The organism is Plantactinospora sp. BC1, from assembly GCF_003030345.1.
GTDB lineage: Bacteria > Actinomycetota > Actinomycetes > Mycobacteriales > Micromonosporaceae > Plantactinospora.
On the sequence record NZ_CP028158.1, the window covers coordinates 6,220,764 to 6,234,789 of the forward strand.

Genomic DNA, 14,026 nt, shown 5'->3' on the forward strand with positions numbered 1-14,026 from the left:
AGCAAACCGAGACACGGACATGCCACCCCCTGCCTTTCCCGTCGTCGGATGCATTGCCCGTTCGGATCGATATCGACTCAATACGATGGAACGACAATCGTCAAGGGGTCGAGCATGATCAAATGGACGCGCTCCCACGGCGTACCTGCCGAGCCCGGAGCGTTGCACCGCAACCCCGGGGAGTCAGCGGGGCCGGCCGGTCCAGGTTGTTGCCGAGAACGATCCGAAGCGATATTTTTCGGCGGGGATGTTAGCGATCCCACCCACCCGGTCCCCGCCGCACCCCTCGGGGGGAAAATGGTTTGGCCGAGCGCGTTGAGGTCGGTCCTATCCGCCGTACGTCGCCTGATGCGGCGGCGCCGCCGTCGCCACCCCCGCGACCCGTTTCTCTACAAGTGAGGTACGACGCGATTCGCCGAATCGCCCGCCGAACCGGGTTCGGCCGGACGGGCCGGACCCCGGGCAGTCGGCATCGACCGTGCCCGGGGACATAGCATCGGCCGGATGGCGAGCCCAACCGATCCGCCCGGGCGTGATCCCCGGCTGCGCCGGCCCCGGATCGCCACCCTGGTCGCGCTGCTCAGCACGCTGCTGACCGCGCTGATGATGCCGGGGATCGGGCTGGCCCGGGAGTCGGATCCGCTCTGGATCGCCCTCGGCTCGGCCGGCATCGTCGCCGTCGCCACCGCCCAGATCGTCGCGCTGTACGTCCTGCTCACCCCCTGGCTGACCGCCTCGGCCCGGCGCCGCGCACTGGCCGGGTACGCCGGAACCGCCGTCGCCTCCGTACCGCTGGTCGCTCCGGTGGCCGGCGGCGACTGGCCCACCTGGGCCTGGCTCGGCGCCTCCACCGTCGGTACCGCGCCGCTGCTGCTCGGCCGCCGCACCGCGACCCTGGTGGTGGCGGCGACCGTCGGCGTCGCGGTCGCGGTGGCCCGGTGGACCGGCGGCGAGGTGTCGGACCACCTCCTGATCACCGGCGGCATCGGGCTCTCCGTCGCCGCGATCGGCTGGTTCCAGGTGTGGTTCTGGGACCTGCTGGTGCAGGCGCAGCGGGGCCGGGCCGCCCAGGCCCGGCTGGCCGCCACCCAGGAGCGGCTCCGGTTCGCCCGGGACGTGCACGACCTGCTCGGACACCACCTCTCGGTGATCGCGCTCAAGGCGGAACTCGCGTCCCGACTCGCCTCGGCCGATCCGGAACGGGCCGGGCGGGAGGCCGCCGAGGTGCAGCGGCTGGCCGTCGCGGCCCTGGCCGAGGTCCGCGAGGCGGTGCACGGCTACCGCGCGGTCGACCTGCGCGAACAACTGGCGGCCACCGCCGAGGTACTGCGCTCCTCCGGGGTACGCTGCGCGGTCACCCAACCGGCCGGAGACGTACCGGAAGAGGTCGCCGCCCAACTGGCTCCGGTGTTGCGCGAGGCGAGTACCAACCTGCTGCGGCACAGCCGGGCCACCTGGTGCACCATCGAGGTCGGTCGGGACGCCGACCGGTTCCGGCTGACCGTCGCCAACGACGGGGCGGGGCCGGCCGCGCCGGACCGGCACAGCTCGGGACTGCGCGGTCTCGCCGACCGGCTGGCCGACGCCGACGGGCTGCTCCGGACCGAACACCGCGACGGCGTCTTCACGGTCGAGGCCGTCGTGCCGGCCCCGGCGGAGGCCGCCGCGCCCGGCCCGGCGGAGGCCGCCGCGCCCGGCCCGGCCGTGGGCGACGGGGTCGGCCCGGCCGTGCATGACGAGGTCGGCCCGGCCGTGCATGACGGGGTCGATTCCGGGGCACGGCCGACGGTGGCGCGGCCACGGGTGCCGGGTGCACGGACCGGAGGCGACGGTGACGGGGAGGAGAGCGACGGTGGTGGACCAGACAGCAGCGGCGGGCACGACGGCGGCGGTGGGCGTGCCGGGTGAGCCGGGTGAACCGGCACCGGCCAGGGCGGACCGGCCGTGATCCGGGTACTGCTCGCGGACGACGAGGAGCTGATCCGGGTCGCCGTCGCCGCCCTGCTCGACCTGGAACCCGACCTGGAGGTGGTGGCGCAGGCCGCCGACGGCCGGGCGGCGGTACAGGCGGCGTTGGCGCACCGGCCGGACGTCGCGGTGGTCGACCTGGAGATGCCGGCGCTGGACGGGATGGGCGTCGCCGCCGAACTGGCCCGGGCACTGCCCTCCTGCGCGGTGGTCATCCTCACCGGCCGCGGCCGGCCCGCACACCTGCGCCGGGCACTGGGCACCGGCGCCCGGGGCTTCCTGGCCAAGGGCGCCCCGGGCGGCGCGCTGGCCGACGTCGTCCGGCGGGTGCACGCCGGGGCACGGTACGTCGACCCGGCGCTCGCGGCCGAGGCGCTGATCGCCCCCGAGTGTCCGCTGACCCCGCGCGAACTGGAGGTGCTCCGGGTCGCCGGCGCGGACGCGCCCGTCTCGGCCGTGGCCCGGCGCACCTCGCTGTCGCAGGGCACGGTACGCAACCACCTGGCCGCAGTGGTCGGCAAGCTCGGCGCCGGCAGCCGGGCGGAGGCGTACCGGATCGCCGTCGACAACGGCTGGCTCTGAGCGGCCGCCGACGACCTCCGCCAGGGTCCCCCGGCCCCCGGTCGGGCCCGCGTCGTCGCCGGGGCGAGGAAGCGCCGAACGGGCGAGCGTGCCGGGGTGCGGCTCCCGTACCGTGATGCTGTGCGTGGCGTGGGCGCGAGACTCGGCATCGACTTCGGCACCTACAACACGGTCGCGGTGCTGGCTCTGCCGGGGCGGGAACCCCGGCCGCTGCTCTTCGACGGCTCGCCGCTGCTGCGCTCGGCGGTCTGTGCCGACACCGGCGAGCGGCTGCTGGTCGGCCAGGACGCGCTGCACACCGCGCTCTCGCTGCCGCAGTCCTACGAGCCCTATCCGAAGCGCTGCGTCGACGAGGGCACCGTGCTGCTCGGCGGCCGGGAGATGTCGGTCGAGGAGCTGTTCGCCGCACCGCTGCGCCGGGTGGCCAGCGAGGTACGCCTGATCACCACCGAACCGGTCACCGAGGCGGTGCTGACCTATCCGGCCGCCTGGGGTACGCACCGCCGGGGCACCCTGCTGGCCGCCGCGAACCGGGTGCTGCCGACCGTACGCCTGGTCGCCGAGCCGGTCGCCGCCGCCAACTTCTTCGTCGAGGTGGCCGGCCGGGAGCTGCCGGTCGGGCGCTACGCGGTGGTCTACGACTTCGGCGCCGGCACCTTCGACGTCACCGTGGTACGCCGTACCGGGGACGGGTTCGAGGTGCTGGCCACCGAGGGGCTGGCCGACTGCGGCGGGCTCGACGTCGACGCCGCGATCGTGGAGCGGATCGGTGCCACGATCGGCAGCCGGGACGAGTCGCTCTGGGCCCGGCTGACCAGTCCGGAGAGCACCTCGGACCGGCGGGCCAGCCAGCAGCTCTGGGCCAACGCGCGGGCCGGCAAGGAGATGCTGACCCGGAGCACCACGACGCTGGTGCACGTACCGCTCTTCGATGTGGACATGCCGCTCGGCCGCGAGGAGTTGGAGGAGCTGGCGGCGCCGGTCGTCGCGCGTACCGTGGCGACCACCCGTGCCCTGCTCGGCCGGCTCGACGACGGGGAGTCGGCGGTCGCGGCGGTTTTCCTCTCCGGCGGGTCGAGCCGGATGCCGGCGGTCGCGACCGCGCTGCACCGGGCGCTGGACATCGCCCCCAGCGTCGTCGAGCAGCCGGAACTGGTGGTCGCCGAGGGGAGCCTGCGGGTCCCGGCCGGCTCCGCCGAGCCGGCCATGGTCGGGGTGCCGGCGCCGCCGCCGGCCGCCGAACCCGCGACCGCCGGCACCGCCGCGCCGGGCGGGCGGCTCGGCCGGTGGACCGCGCTGTCCCGGTCCCGGCGGGTCCGGGTGACGGGCGCGGCCGTGGCGGTCGCCGCCGTGCTGGCCGCCGCCACCGTCGCCGCCGCCGTCGCCGGGGGCGGCGACCCGAACCGGGGTACGGAGCTGACCGGCGCCGCCGGGGCGAGCAGCTCCGCGACGCCCGGCGGCAGCGCGTCACCCCGGCCCTCCGTCACGCCGACGGTGACCGCCGCCGGGGTGGACGCCTGCATGGTCGGCACCTGGCGCAGCCTCGGCGGCCAGTCGGACAAGAAGATCGACAACCAGAGCGTCCAGTTCAGCGGGGGTGCCGGCACCATACAGACCTACGGGGCGGACGGCAGGGTGACGCTGGACTTCAGCCGGACCACGGACGAGACCGCTACCTACCGGGGTGTCCGGTGGCGGGAACGGACCCGGGGTACCGCCTCGGCCAACGTCTACCACCGCAACGGCGTGGAGTACGTCAGCGGCGTACGGGCCAAGGGGACGATCGTGCTCTACCGGGGCAGCAGCCGCAACGCCAGCGTCCCGCTGTCGCTGCTGCTGGAGCCGACCGAATACATCTGCACCGGCGACACGATGCGGCTCTTCGGCAACGGCCCCAGCGAGTGGATCCGGGTCCGCTGACCGACCGCCGCCCCGGCAGAGGCAACGGATCGCCGGGTCAGAAGAGGGTCAGCGGCTCGGCCGGGGTCGGCTCCGGCAGTGCGGCGAGTCCGGGCACCCGGGCCCGTACCTCGTCGTGGAAGCGGCGGGCGAGCATCGGCGCGTCGGCGTTGTCCGGGGTGTGGATGAAGACGGTCGGCGAGCGCCCCTCGCCCAGCCAGTCGACGGCGACGTCGACCCAGTGCCGCCAGCCCCGCACGGTCTGTTCGGGATCGTCGCGACCGAGGTACCGGACGATCGGCCGGTCGGTCAGCGCGACCGTCCGCAGCGGCATCCGGGGTTTCTTGGTCCAGGCGTCCCGTTCCGCGTCGCTGGTCGGCGGACGCTGGAAGAACCCGGTGGTGTCGAACGGGATCCACTCGGCGGCGGCGTCGGCGAGTACCCCTTCGAGCAGCCGCGTCGCGCGCGGGTCGGTGAAGAACGCGGGGTCGCGGACCTCGACGGCGTAGCGGTGCGAGTCGGGGAGCCGGCGCAGGAAGCGGGCGAGCACGGCGACGTCGCCGGGGGCGAAGGAGCCCGGCAACTGGATCCAGAGCGCGTGTGCCCGGGGGCCGAGCGGCTCGACCGCGGCCAGGAAGGCCCGGAGCGGCTCGTCGACGTCGGTGAGCCGGTGTTCGTGCGTGATGAGCTTCGGGATCTTGACCACGAACCGGAAGTCGGGATCGGTCTGCCGCGCCCAGGAGGCCACCGTCTCCCTGGTCGGGGTCGCGTAGAAGGTGGTGTTCCCCTCGACCGCGTCGCACCAACCGGCGTAGCCGCGCAACCGCTCGGCGGCCGGCAGGGGATGCGCCAGGAACCGCCCCTGCCAGGACCTGTGCGTCCACATCGCACATCCCACGGACAGTCGCATCCCGGATCCCTCCCGCCGCACCGCGCACACCCCGGCCGGCCCGCCCGGGTCACCCGTCGGGTCGTCCGCCGTGCTATGGCAACGGTATACGGCCGCCGCCGGGTGGTCCGGTTCCGCCTTGACCTCGCCCCGGGGGCGCGGCGCAGACTCCATGGCGTGCGGCGAAGGTACCTGCGGGCCGGCGAGTTCGGCGCGGCCGAGCGGCTGTCGCCGAGGGCCCTGCGCCTCGCCGCGTACCCGGTCACCTCTCCGTCTCCCGATCCACCCCGGCGAAAGGCTCTCTCCATGCGCCACACCCCCTATGTCGGCAGCGGCCCGTACTGCTACGCCAACTCGTTCGCGATGCTGCTCGGCGAGCGGGCCCCGTCGACCGCCGTCATCGAGGTCGCCACCGGTGGCCCGTTCGGCATGCAACTGATCGGCGGTCGGACGGTGTTCTTCGACGCGTACGGCTGGAATCCCGAACTCGGCTTCGACCAGGCGCTGGCGGCGATCGGCTGGCGCTCGGCGGTCAGCCGGGGCGGTACCGCCGACGAGGCGCTGGCCCGCCTCGCCGGGGCGGCCGCGACCGGTCCGGTCTGGGTCGGGCCGCTGGAGATGGGTCACCTGCGGCACCATCCCGAGATGACCGGGCCGATCGGCGCCGATCACTACGTGGTCGTCCTCGACGTGGCCGACGACCGGGTGCTCGTGCACGACCCGCACGGCTACCCGTACGCCCAGGTGCCGGTGGACGACTTCCTGGCCGCCTGGCGGGCCGAGACGGTGGACTACGGCGAGCCGTACACGATGCGTACCGACTTCCGGCAGGTCGCGGAGGTGTCCGACGCCGAGGCGATCCGGTCGATCGTCCCGACGGCGATCAGGCGGCTCGCCATGGAGGCCGAGATGGCGATGCCACCCGGCAGTCTCGGCAACGGCGAGGCGGCGGAACGGGTCGCCCAGCTGATCGAGGCGGGTGCGGGCGGCGGGCTGCGGGATCACCTGATCTACTTCGCGATCCGGGTCGGCGCGCGTCGGCTCGGCGACACCGCGGACTGCCTGCTGCGGGCCGGGTACGCCGAAGCGGCGGGGATCGCCGCGCTCCAGGCCCGGCTGGTGGGCTCGATGCAGTACCCGATGGTGGTCGGGGATCTGCCGGCGGCGGCCGCCGCGCTCCGCGAACTCGCCCCGACGTACGACCGGCTGCGCGCCGCCCTCGGCTGACTCGTAACCCACCTCTGAGCTGCCCAGATGCGGCTTGGCACACCACTTGGCACCACGCATGGCAGCACCCTGAGCCAAGTTGGCTTGCAGTGGTGCCATGAGTGTGCCATGATGGCACCATGGATTTGACCTCGTACGTGAGCAACCTCGGACGTGAGTTCGCCACGCTCGCCGAAGCCGGCGGCGAGGAGTCGCGGGTGCTGGTCGAGCGCCTGACCGAGTCGCTCGAGTCGGCGATCCGGATGACGCTGCTGGACGCGCTCTCGGCCGCCGCCGACGAGATCACCCGGGACCTGGCTCCCGGCTCCGTGGAGCTGCGGCTGCGCGGACGGGATCCGAACTTCGTCGTGACCCCGCCACCCGCCGAGCCACTGGGGTCCGCCGCCGGGGACGCCACGGCGCCGATCGACGGCGGACCGGAGAGCGATCTGCTGATCGCCGAGGAAGGTCCCTCCGCGCGGATCAACGTACGCCTGCCGGAGCAGCTCAAGGCGGCGATCGAGGAGGCGGCGGCCAAGGAGGGCCGCTCGGTCAACGCCTGGCTGGTCCGGGCGGCCGCCGCCGGCCTGCAACGCTCCGACCGCGCCGCGCGGCCCGAGGCCCGCACCAGCGGGAAACGGACCCAGCAGCGCTTCAGCGGCTGGGTGCGCTAGCCACACCCACGCCTTTCCTTCCACCACGTCCCCGACCTGCGGGGACGCCTCAGCTACCGATGATGTGGAGACAACCATGCCAAATTTCGAGACGCCCGAATCGATCGCCGTCACGCTCGAACTCGGCGTCGGCGCCGTGCAGATCACCGCGAGCGACCGGACCGACACCGTGGTCGAGGTCCGCCCGAGCGACGAGGCCGACGAGTCGGACGTGAAGGCCGCCGCACAGGTACGCGTCGACTACACCAACGGGGTACTCCGGGTGACCGGCCCGAAGTCGCGCCCCTTCGACTTCTCCCGCAAGAGCAGGTCGGTCGACGTGTCGATCGCACTGCCCAGCGGTTCACAGGTCTCCGCCGAGATGCAGGTGGGCGACATCCGCTGTGCCGGTCGACTCGGTGAGTGCCGGGTCAAGACCTCCGCCGGGAACGTCTGGCTCGAACGAACCGGCCCGCTCCGGCTGGAGACCGCGGCCGGGCACGTCACCGCCGACGGCATCGCCGGCAACGCCGAGATCTCCACCGGCTCCGGCAAGGTCCGGATCGGCGAGATCGAGGGCACCGCGGTGATCAAGAACTCCAACGGCGAGACCACGGTCGACTCGGTCACCGGCGACGTACGGGTCCGCGCGGCCAACGGTGACATCCGGGTCGAGCAGGCCGGCGCCGGTGTCGACGCGAAGTCCTCCAACGGCAGCATCCGGCTCGGCGAGGTGGTCCGCGGCTCGGTCGTACTCGAAACCGCGATGGGCGACCTGGAGATCGGCATCGCCGACGGCACCGCCGCCTGGCTGGAGGTGAACACCGGATTCGGGCAGGTGCGCAACCTGATGGAGAGCGCCACCCGCCCCGACGAGACCGACCGGACCGTGCAGGTGCGCGGCCGCACCTCCTACGGCGACATCACCGTCCACCGCTCCTGATCCACCTCTGGCCCCCGGAGAGAGGCAACCATGACCACCAGGCAATCCCAGCCGGCGATCGTCACGACCGGACTACGGAAGTCCTTCGGCGACCACGTCGTACTCGACGGTCTCGACCTCGACGTACGACGGGGGACGGTCTTCTCGCTGCTCGGCGCGAACGGTGCCGGCAAGACCACCACGGTCAAGATCCTGTCCACCCTGCTCAGGGCGGACGCCGGTGACGCGTCGGTCGCCGGGCACGACCTCGGCCGCCAGCCGGACGCGGTACGCGCCGCGATCGGCGTCACCGGTCAGTTCTCGGCGGTCGACAACCTGCTCACCGGCGAGGAGAACCTGCTGCTGATGGCGGACCTGCACCACCTCCCCCGGGGCGAGGGCCGGCGGCGCACCGCCCAGCTCCTCGAACAGTTCGACCTGGCCGATGCGGGCCGGAAACCGGCGGCGACCTACTCCGGCGGGATGCGGCGGCGGCTCGACCTGGCGATGACCCTGGTCGGCAGCCCGCAAGTGATCTTCCTCGACGAGCCGACCACCGGGCTCGACCCGCGCAGCCGCCGGAACATGTGGCAGATCGTCCGGGACCTGGTCGCCAGCGGCGTCACCATCTTCCTGACCACCCAGTACCTGGAGGAAGCCGACGAACTGGCCGACCGGATCGCCGTCCTCGACCACGGTCGGGTGGTCGCCGAGGGAACCGCGGAGGAACTGAAGCGCCGGATCCCAGGTGGACACGTCCGGCTGCGCTTCACCGACCCGCGGAGCCTCGACGCCGCCCTCGGCGTACTGGGTCAGGCCTCCCGCGAGGCCGACGCGCTCGCCCTGCGGGTGCCCAGCGACGGCAGCCTGCGCTCGCTGAAGACCCTGATCGGCCGGCTCGACGACCGGGCCATCGAGGTCGACGAACTCTCCGTGCACACCCCCGACCTCGACGACGTCTTCCTCGCCCTCACCGGCAACCCCACGAACGAGAAGGTGACCGCCCGATGAGTACCTCCGCCCTCGCCGGCCCCGCCCCGGCGAGCCTCCGGCTCCATCCGCTGCGCGACTCGGCGACGATGCTGCGCCGCAACCTCAAGCGCATGCTGCGGTACCCGTCGATGACCCTGATGCTGGTCGGGATGCCCGTCGTCTTCCTGCTGCTCTTCGTCTACGTACTCGGCGGCACCCTGGGCGCCGGGCTCGGCGGGGTGGTGGACGGCTCGGCCGGCGGGCGGGCCGCGTACGCCAACTACGTGGCGCCGGCGATCATCCTGATGACCGTGGCGGCCACGGTCCAGGGGACCGCGATCTCCATCGCCATGGACATGACCGAAGGCATCATCACCCGGTTCCGCACCATGCACATCGCCCGGGTCTCGGTGCTGACCGGACACGTCCTGGGCAGCATGATCCAGACGGTCTTCAGCCTGGCGATCGTGATCGGCGTGGCGGTGCTGGTCGGCTTCCGGCCCACCGCCGGGCTGGGCGGATGGTTGGCCGCAACCGGCTTCCTGCTGGCGGTGACCTTCGCACTCGTGTGGCTCTCCGTCGCGCTCGGCCAGGTGAGCAAGTCCGTCGAGACCGCGAGCAACCTGCCGATGCCGCTGGTGCTGCTGCCCTTCCTCGGCAGCGGGTTCGTCCCCACCGACTCCATGCCGGCCGGGCTGCGCTGGTTCGCCGAGTACCAGCCGTTCACGCCGATCATCGAGACCCTGCGCGGCCTGCTGCTGGGCGGGCCGATCGGAAACAACGCCTGGATCGCCCTCGCCTGGTGCGCCGCCATCGCGCTCGGCGGGTACCTCTGGTCGAAGCGACTCTTCAACCGCCAGTCCTGACCAGGCATCGTCCTCCACCGCCCGGGGCCCACGGACAGTTGCCGTCCGTGGGCCTCGGGCATTGGTACCGGAAGGGTCATCCGGCCCGGTAGGCGTCCAGGATGGTCTGCTCGATGCCGCTACCGGCCCTGCCCTGCGCCGTCACCCGCAACGACACCGTCTGGCCGGCGGCGGGTTGCGGCAGTCGGGCCCGGTAGCTGCCGTCGCCCGACCGGTCGACCCGGACGGACCGCCGGGTGGCGCCGCTGTCCAGGGAGGCGGCGAGGGTGAAGGCGGTGATGGCCTGTGCCGGGTGCCTGGCGACGGCGAAGGTCGCCGTGCCGGACGCGATCGGCCGGTTCGCCCCGTCCAGCGGCAGGTAGTCATCGACCGCCAGCAGCGGCAGCGGCACGCTCCCGGTGCCGGACGGCGGCTGTGGTGTGGCGTTGCCGGTGACGGGACAGCGATCCGTAGCGCGACGGACCTTCTGATCGAGGCAGCTACCGTGATCGCAGGGGCGCGAGCTGCACGGTCCAGGTCCGGGCTGTCCCGACAACCGAAATGGCCCGGCAGAGAAGGTCGCAGCCAAGCTGCGGACTTCCTTCCGCGAAGCCGCGGTTGATGAAGCTGATCGCTCTCGGGTGGTCACCCGCTTCGAGCGCATCCTCCAGCCCGGCGGCCAGGACCCCGGCGAGCACGGCGTGAAAACTGTCTGCCCCTTTTTCCCGGAGGGTCTTGGTGGGCTGGCGCAAGGGTGCCGGAAAGACCGCGGGCGGGGCTAACAGAAACGTCATGTCCTTCTCCTGTGGTGTGGATGTTGCTCGTTCGGGCCAGGCAGATCGGCGCCCGCCTGCCGCGGTCGTGCCGCAAGCCCCGGGCAGGGTCACTGACGGACGCCGGAGCGTTGTGCCTGGGCCGAGGGTTTCCCGAAGGGGGCGACCAGCCACTGGACGCCTGTCATGTCTTCGAGCACGACGGTTTGCCGCACGCCGTCGCTGGTCGTCGCCGGCAACGGATTCGGCGTCGCCCGTCAGCAAACTGAAGTGTCGATGTCGATCGGATGGTCTGCCAACGCTCGGCCCTCAAACCTGGAGGTTGTCCCGTGGACACTGCCGAGACCTGAGCAGCACGCCCGGTAGGCGCTGGCCCGCCAACGCTGTTGACGAACTGATCCATCGCCCACTCTACCCGCACTACAGCCAGCGGTGCCGCTGCAAGCCCAGGGGCTGAGTGCCGGCGAAGGCGGCTCCCCTCGGCACTGCCCCTGGCTTCCCCACTCGACTAGCTTCTAGGACATGGCAACCACGGTGCTACGCGTCCGGCTCATCGGCGGCGACCGCATGGACATCACGTACGACAAACCGGAGGTCTCCGACGAGGACGAGCTGGTGGAACAGGTGATCTCGACCCTGGCGCAGGATTCGGGAGTGCTGCACACGACACACGGTGACCGGCTCGTCGTACTCTACGGCCGAGGCGTCGCGGCGATCGAAGTGGCGCCTCGCGGTGCGGTGCTGTGAGAGAGCCGCGCGCATGGGTCTGGCGGCGAGGGAGAGATTCTGTGCTATGGTTGCCCGGTTGCAGTTTTGATTTCCGTAGACGTTTCGGCGCCTGATGGGTTATCCAAACCCATCGGGCGCTTTTCGTTTTCGTGTCGTTTCCGACGCGGGTGATCAACGCGGCGGCGTGCGAGTCCGCACAGTGCGGTCTCCAACAGCCTGCGAAGGAGCAGACATGGCTACAGGTACCGTGAAGTGGTTCAACGGCGACAAGGGTTTCGGCTTCATCAGCCAGGACGACGGCGGCGCCGACGTCTTCGCCCATTTCTCGGCGATCTCGGCGAGCGGCTTCCGCAGCCTTGAGGAGAACCAGCGGGTGGAGTTCGACATCGCCCAGGGGCCGAAGGGCCTGCAGGCGACGGATATCCGTTCGCTCTGATCCACGCTCCGACCGCGGCGGCCCGACTGGTTCAGCGGGCCACCGTTCGGCGTTTCAGCTCAATCACCTGTCCAGGTTCGTTCTTGCGATGTCCCGTGGCCCGCGGCCCCTGCCTTCGTTGCGACGTGCCGTTCGAGGAAGGCATCACACAACCGTGATCATCACGTCACCGCGTACACCCAACGCACTTCCGAGGACGGTCTCCGCCGGATTCAGCGACGACCGGCAGCCGGTTGCCGTCGTCCCGCGTTTCCCAGGCCCGACCCCTGCCGTCGCCTACGGCGCGGCACAGTTTCTTGCTCCGTCCACCGCAGCGGAAGAGAAGCCCGTGCCCCGGGTTTCCGACTGCGGTGAGGTGGCGATGCGCCGATTGCGCCACCCGTTCACCATCACAGCCGACGCGACGCCACATCGAACGACTGTGACGATGGCCGCGCAGGTAGGGTGAATTCAGAACCAACCAGCCGGCGGTAACCGCAATCATTGCCGACCCGCAACCACAGGCGAGGTCTCGTTCCCACCAGTGTCTTCTGGTTGCACCAGCCGTGTCGGCAGGGTGACGGGCCACGGACGGTCAGACGCACTTGTTGCGACAGGCGGGCGCGCGTGACCTGCGACAAATCGGTTCGCGTTGTTGGTCACACGATGGAATCCTCGCCGCGTGCCTCAACCGATCTTGCGCACCGACCGCCTGCTGCTGGTCCCCCTTGTCGACCGGCATCTCGAGCTGGAGATCCAGCTCGACTCCGACCCGGAGGTGCTCCGCTACCTCGGTGGCCGGGCGCGTTCCCGGGACGAGGTGGTCGCGTCCCATGCGCAGAGAATGGCGCTGGCACGCAAGGTTGACGGCCTGGGATATTGGATGGCGTTCGGGTCTGATGGCGGCGCGCGTGACTCCACGTCGCCGACAGGCGAGGACGAGGGCGATTTCGTCGGACTCATGATGCTTCCACCGGCGCACGGCCCCGACCAACCTGACGACCCGACCGTTGCCGATCTGGGCTACCGCCTCGTCCGCCGGTACTGGCGGAAAGGACTGGCCAGCGAGGCAGCCCGCGCCCTGCTGCGGCACGCCTTCGACGTCGTCGGGCAGCACCGGGTGATCGCGCAGACCATGACCGTGAACGTCGGGTCCCGAGGCGTAATGAACGCCGTCGGTATGCGCTACGTCCGCACGTACTTCCCCACCTGGGATGCCCCGCCACCCGGAGCCGACCTCGGCGAGGTCGAGTACGAGATGACCCGGGCGATGTGGGAGGAGCTTCGCGGCGCCCGCTGAGGCAGGGATGCGTGGCCACGGAGTGGAGTTGCAGCCCCTGCACGAATCCCACGTGCACCGCCCGGTCGGAGGCCGCCAGCGACGGAAACCTCCGGGAATTAAAGCCATCGCGCCCGAGCGGAAGCCACCTCGCCGTGAAGCCCGGCGTCGTGGTGTCGTGTCCATCGCTTCCGGGGTGGGCGACGGCGTCACACCTGAGCTATGGGTCGGGGTGCGGCCGAGATGCCGTGTTCGATCGCGTCGAACGCCTGGTTCAATCGTTGTTGATGGGCCGTCGCGATGTCGGCGAGGTCATCGCCGGCAAGCCGGCGTCGGACGGTCGCGACGGCGACGACGCGGTACGCGGCGACCACGAGCGCGGCGACGAGCGCACCGTCCCCGGAGAAGCGCTTGTCGGATTCGAGTTCCTCGGCCAGCGCCGCCTCGATCTCGTGCTCGAACACGCGAAGGCGCGCGATCACCGTCGGCGCCTCCATGACGACCCGCATGAACGGTTCGATCCCCTCCTCCAGGACGGACACCCCGTGCCGTTCCTCGGTGAGGGCGAGGAGAGTCCGACGGATCGCTTCCACAGGGCCGACGTCGTCCGCCCGCTCCCGGACGGTGGTCCGCGCGATCTCGACCACGTCGGGAAGACGGTCGAGCAGAAGATCCTCTTTACGATCAAAGTGTGTGAGAACGGTCATCTTCGACACCCCCGCCGCGCGGGCGACCTCGACGAGCGTGACGTTGTCGAAGCCGCGTTCCAGGAACAGCCCGGTCGCGACATCAGCGATGTGCGCCCGGGTCTTCGACCCACCGCGGTCACCTCGATTGGGCATGTGCAACGACTCCTCGAAGTGTTACCGTTACCGAGTAAGCTTACCCGGTAAG

15 protein-coding genes are annotated in these 14,026 nt (G+C 71.5%); 11 read left to right on the plus strand and 4 right to left on the minus strand.

The window, feature by feature from the left end:
* Nucleotides 1-504: 504 nt before the first annotated feature.
* The 3 genes from C6361_RS27355 to C6361_RS27365 all read left to right on the plus strand — a co-directional run bounded on the left by C6361_RS27355 (nucleotide 505) and on the right by C6361_RS27365 (nucleotide 4,470).
* Complete coding sequence (locus C6361_RS27355) at nucleotides 505-1,908, plus strand: sensor histidine kinase (RefSeq protein ID WP_159079499.1); 1,404 nt, start codon at nucleotides 505-507, stop codon at nucleotides 1,906-1,908.
* Between the two features lie 36 nt (nucleotides 1,909-1,944).
* Nucleotides 1,945-2,550, plus strand: coding sequence for a DNA-binding response regulator (locus tag C6361_RS27360; RefSeq protein WP_107269449.1), 606 nt, complete (start codon nucleotides 1,945-1,947; stop codon nucleotides 2,548-2,550).
* Nucleotides 2,551-2,670: 120 nt separating this feature from the next.
* On the plus strand, nucleotides 2,671-4,470 hold the full coding sequence (locus C6361_RS27365) for an Hsp70 family protein (RefSeq protein ID WP_159079500.1): 1,800 nt from the start codon (nucleotides 2,671-2,673) through the stop codon (nucleotides 4,468-4,470).
* Nucleotides 4,471-4,507: 37 nt separating this feature from the next.
* On the opposite strand, the gene C6361_RS27370 is transcribed toward C6361_RS27365, so the two are convergent.
* Nucleotides 4,508-5,335, minus strand: coding sequence for a DUF72 domain-containing protein (locus tag C6361_RS27370; protein WP_199853098.1), 828 nt, complete (start codon nucleotides 5,333-5,335; stop codon nucleotides 4,508-4,510).
* Between the two features lie 180 nt (nucleotides 5,336-5,515).
* Between C6361_RS27370 and C6361_RS27375 the strand changes: the two genes are divergently transcribed.
* The 5 genes from C6361_RS27375 to C6361_RS27395 all read left to right on the plus strand — a co-directional run bounded on the left by C6361_RS27375 (nucleotide 5,516) and on the right by C6361_RS27395 (nucleotide 9,957).
* Complete coding sequence (locus C6361_RS27375; RefSeq protein ID WP_234359031.1) at nucleotides 5,516-6,565, plus strand: hypothetical protein; 1,050 nt, start codon at nucleotides 5,516-5,518, stop codon at nucleotides 6,563-6,565.
* A 119-nt stretch (nucleotides 6,566-6,684) separates the two neighbouring features.
* Complete coding sequence (locus tag C6361_RS27380; RefSeq protein WP_107269453.1) at nucleotides 6,685-7,218, plus strand: YlcI/YnfO family protein; 534 nt, start codon at nucleotides 6,685-6,687, stop codon at nucleotides 7,216-7,218.
* Nucleotides 7,219-7,294: 76 nt separating this feature from the next.
* On the plus strand, nucleotides 7,295-8,140 hold the full coding sequence (locus C6361_RS27385; RefSeq protein WP_107269454.1) for a DUF4097 family beta strand repeat-containing protein: 846 nt from the start codon (nucleotides 7,295-7,297) through the stop codon (nucleotides 8,138-8,140).
* Nucleotides 8,141-8,170: 30 nt separating this feature from the next.
* On the plus strand, nucleotides 8,171-9,130 hold the full coding sequence (locus tag C6361_RS27390; protein ID WP_107269455.1) for an ATP-binding cassette domain-containing protein: 960 nt from the start codon (nucleotides 8,171-8,173) through the stop codon (nucleotides 9,128-9,130).
* Nucleotides 9,127-9,957, plus strand: coding sequence for an ABC transporter permease (locus C6361_RS27395; protein WP_107269456.1), 831 nt, complete (start codon nucleotides 9,127-9,129; stop codon nucleotides 9,955-9,957). Before C6361_RS27390 ends, C6361_RS27395 begins: the two co-directional genes overlap by 4 nt.
* Nucleotides 9,958-10,033: 76 nt before the next feature.
* On the opposite strand, the gene C6361_RS27400 is transcribed toward C6361_RS27395, so the two are convergent.
* Both C6361_RS27400 and C6361_RS27405 read right to left on the minus strand, forming a co-directional pair.
* Nucleotides 10,034-10,348: a hypothetical protein gene (locus C6361_RS27400; protein ID WP_107269457.1), complete on the minus strand. Its 315-nt coding sequence runs from the start codon at nucleotides 10,346-10,348 to the stop codon at nucleotides 10,034-10,036.
* A gap of 88 nt (nucleotides 10,349-10,436) precedes the next feature.
* Nucleotides 10,437-10,730, minus strand: coding sequence for a hypothetical protein (locus C6361_RS27405; protein WP_107269458.1), 294 nt, complete (start codon nucleotides 10,728-10,730; stop codon nucleotides 10,437-10,439).
* A gap of 501 nt (nucleotides 10,731-11,231) precedes the next feature.
* On the opposite strand from C6361_RS27405, the gene C6361_RS27410 reads away from it, so the two are divergent.
* The 3 genes from C6361_RS27410 (at nucleotide 11,232) to C6361_RS27420 (ending at nucleotide 13,153) form a co-directional block, all read left to right on the plus strand.
* Entirely contained in the window at nucleotides 11,232-11,456 is a 225-nt protein-coding gene (locus C6361_RS27410; RefSeq protein ID WP_107269459.1) for a hypothetical protein, read from the plus strand.
* Nucleotides 11,457-11,670: 214 nt separating this feature from the next.
* A complete protein-coding gene (locus C6361_RS27415; protein ID WP_107269460.1) occupies nucleotides 11,671-11,874 on the plus strand; it encodes a cold-shock protein in 204 nt (67 codons plus the stop codon).
* Nucleotides 11,875-12,535: 661 nt separating this feature from the next.
* Nucleotides 12,536-13,153 carry a GNAT family N-acetyltransferase gene (locus tag C6361_RS27420; RefSeq protein WP_107269461.1) on the plus strand — a complete coding sequence of 206 codons (618 nt, stop codon included), beginning with the start codon at nucleotides 12,536-12,538 and terminating at the stop codon, nucleotides 13,151-13,153.
* A 188-nt stretch (nucleotides 13,154-13,341) separates the two neighbouring features.
* Here C6361_RS27420 and C6361_RS27425 read toward each other — a convergent pair whose 3' ends face one another.
* Nucleotides 13,342-13,974: a TetR/AcrR family transcriptional regulator gene (locus C6361_RS27425; RefSeq protein ID WP_107269462.1), complete on the minus strand. Its 633-nt coding sequence runs from the start codon at nucleotides 13,972-13,974 to the stop codon at nucleotides 13,342-13,344.
* Nucleotides 13,975-14,026 lie beyond the last annotated feature (52 nt).

Coding starts and splice junctions, on each gene's coding strand:
- C6361_RS27355 (WP_159079499.1), top strand. CDS start 505: ATGGCGAGCCCAACCGATCCGCCCGGGCGTGATCCCCGGCTGCGCCGG.
- C6361_RS27370 (WP_199853098.1), bottom strand. CDS start 5,335: ATGTGGACGCACAGGTCCTGGCAGGGGCGGTTCCTGGCGCATCCCCTG.
- C6361_RS27380 (WP_107269453.1), top strand. CDS start 6,685: ATGGATTTGACCTCGTACGTGAGCAACCTCGGACGTGAGTTCGCCACG.
- C6361_RS27385 (WP_107269454.1), top strand. CDS start 7,295: ATGCCAAATTTCGAGACGCCCGAATCGATCGCCGTCACGCTCGAACTC.
- C6361_RS27390 (WP_107269455.1), top strand. CDS start 8,171: ATGACCACCAGGCAATCCCAGCCGGCGATCGTCACGACCGGACTACGG.
- C6361_RS27395 (WP_107269456.1), top strand. CDS start 9,127: ATGAGTACCTCCGCCCTCGCCGGCCCCGCCCCGGCGAGCCTCCGGCTC.
- C6361_RS27405 (WP_107269458.1), bottom strand. CDS start 10,730: ATGACGTTTCTGTTAGCCCCGCCCGCGGTCTTTCCGGCACCCTTGCGC.
- C6361_RS27410 (WP_107269459.1), top strand. CDS start 11,232: ATGGCAACCACGGTGCTACGCGTCCGGCTCATCGGCGGCGACCGCATG.
- C6361_RS27415 (WP_107269460.1), top strand. CDS start 11,671: ATGGCTACAGGTACCGTGAAGTGGTTCAACGGCGACAAGGGTTTCGGC.
- C6361_RS27425 (WP_107269462.1), bottom strand. CDS start 13,974: ATGCCCAATCGAGGTGACCGCGGTGGGTCGAAGACCCGGGCGCACATC.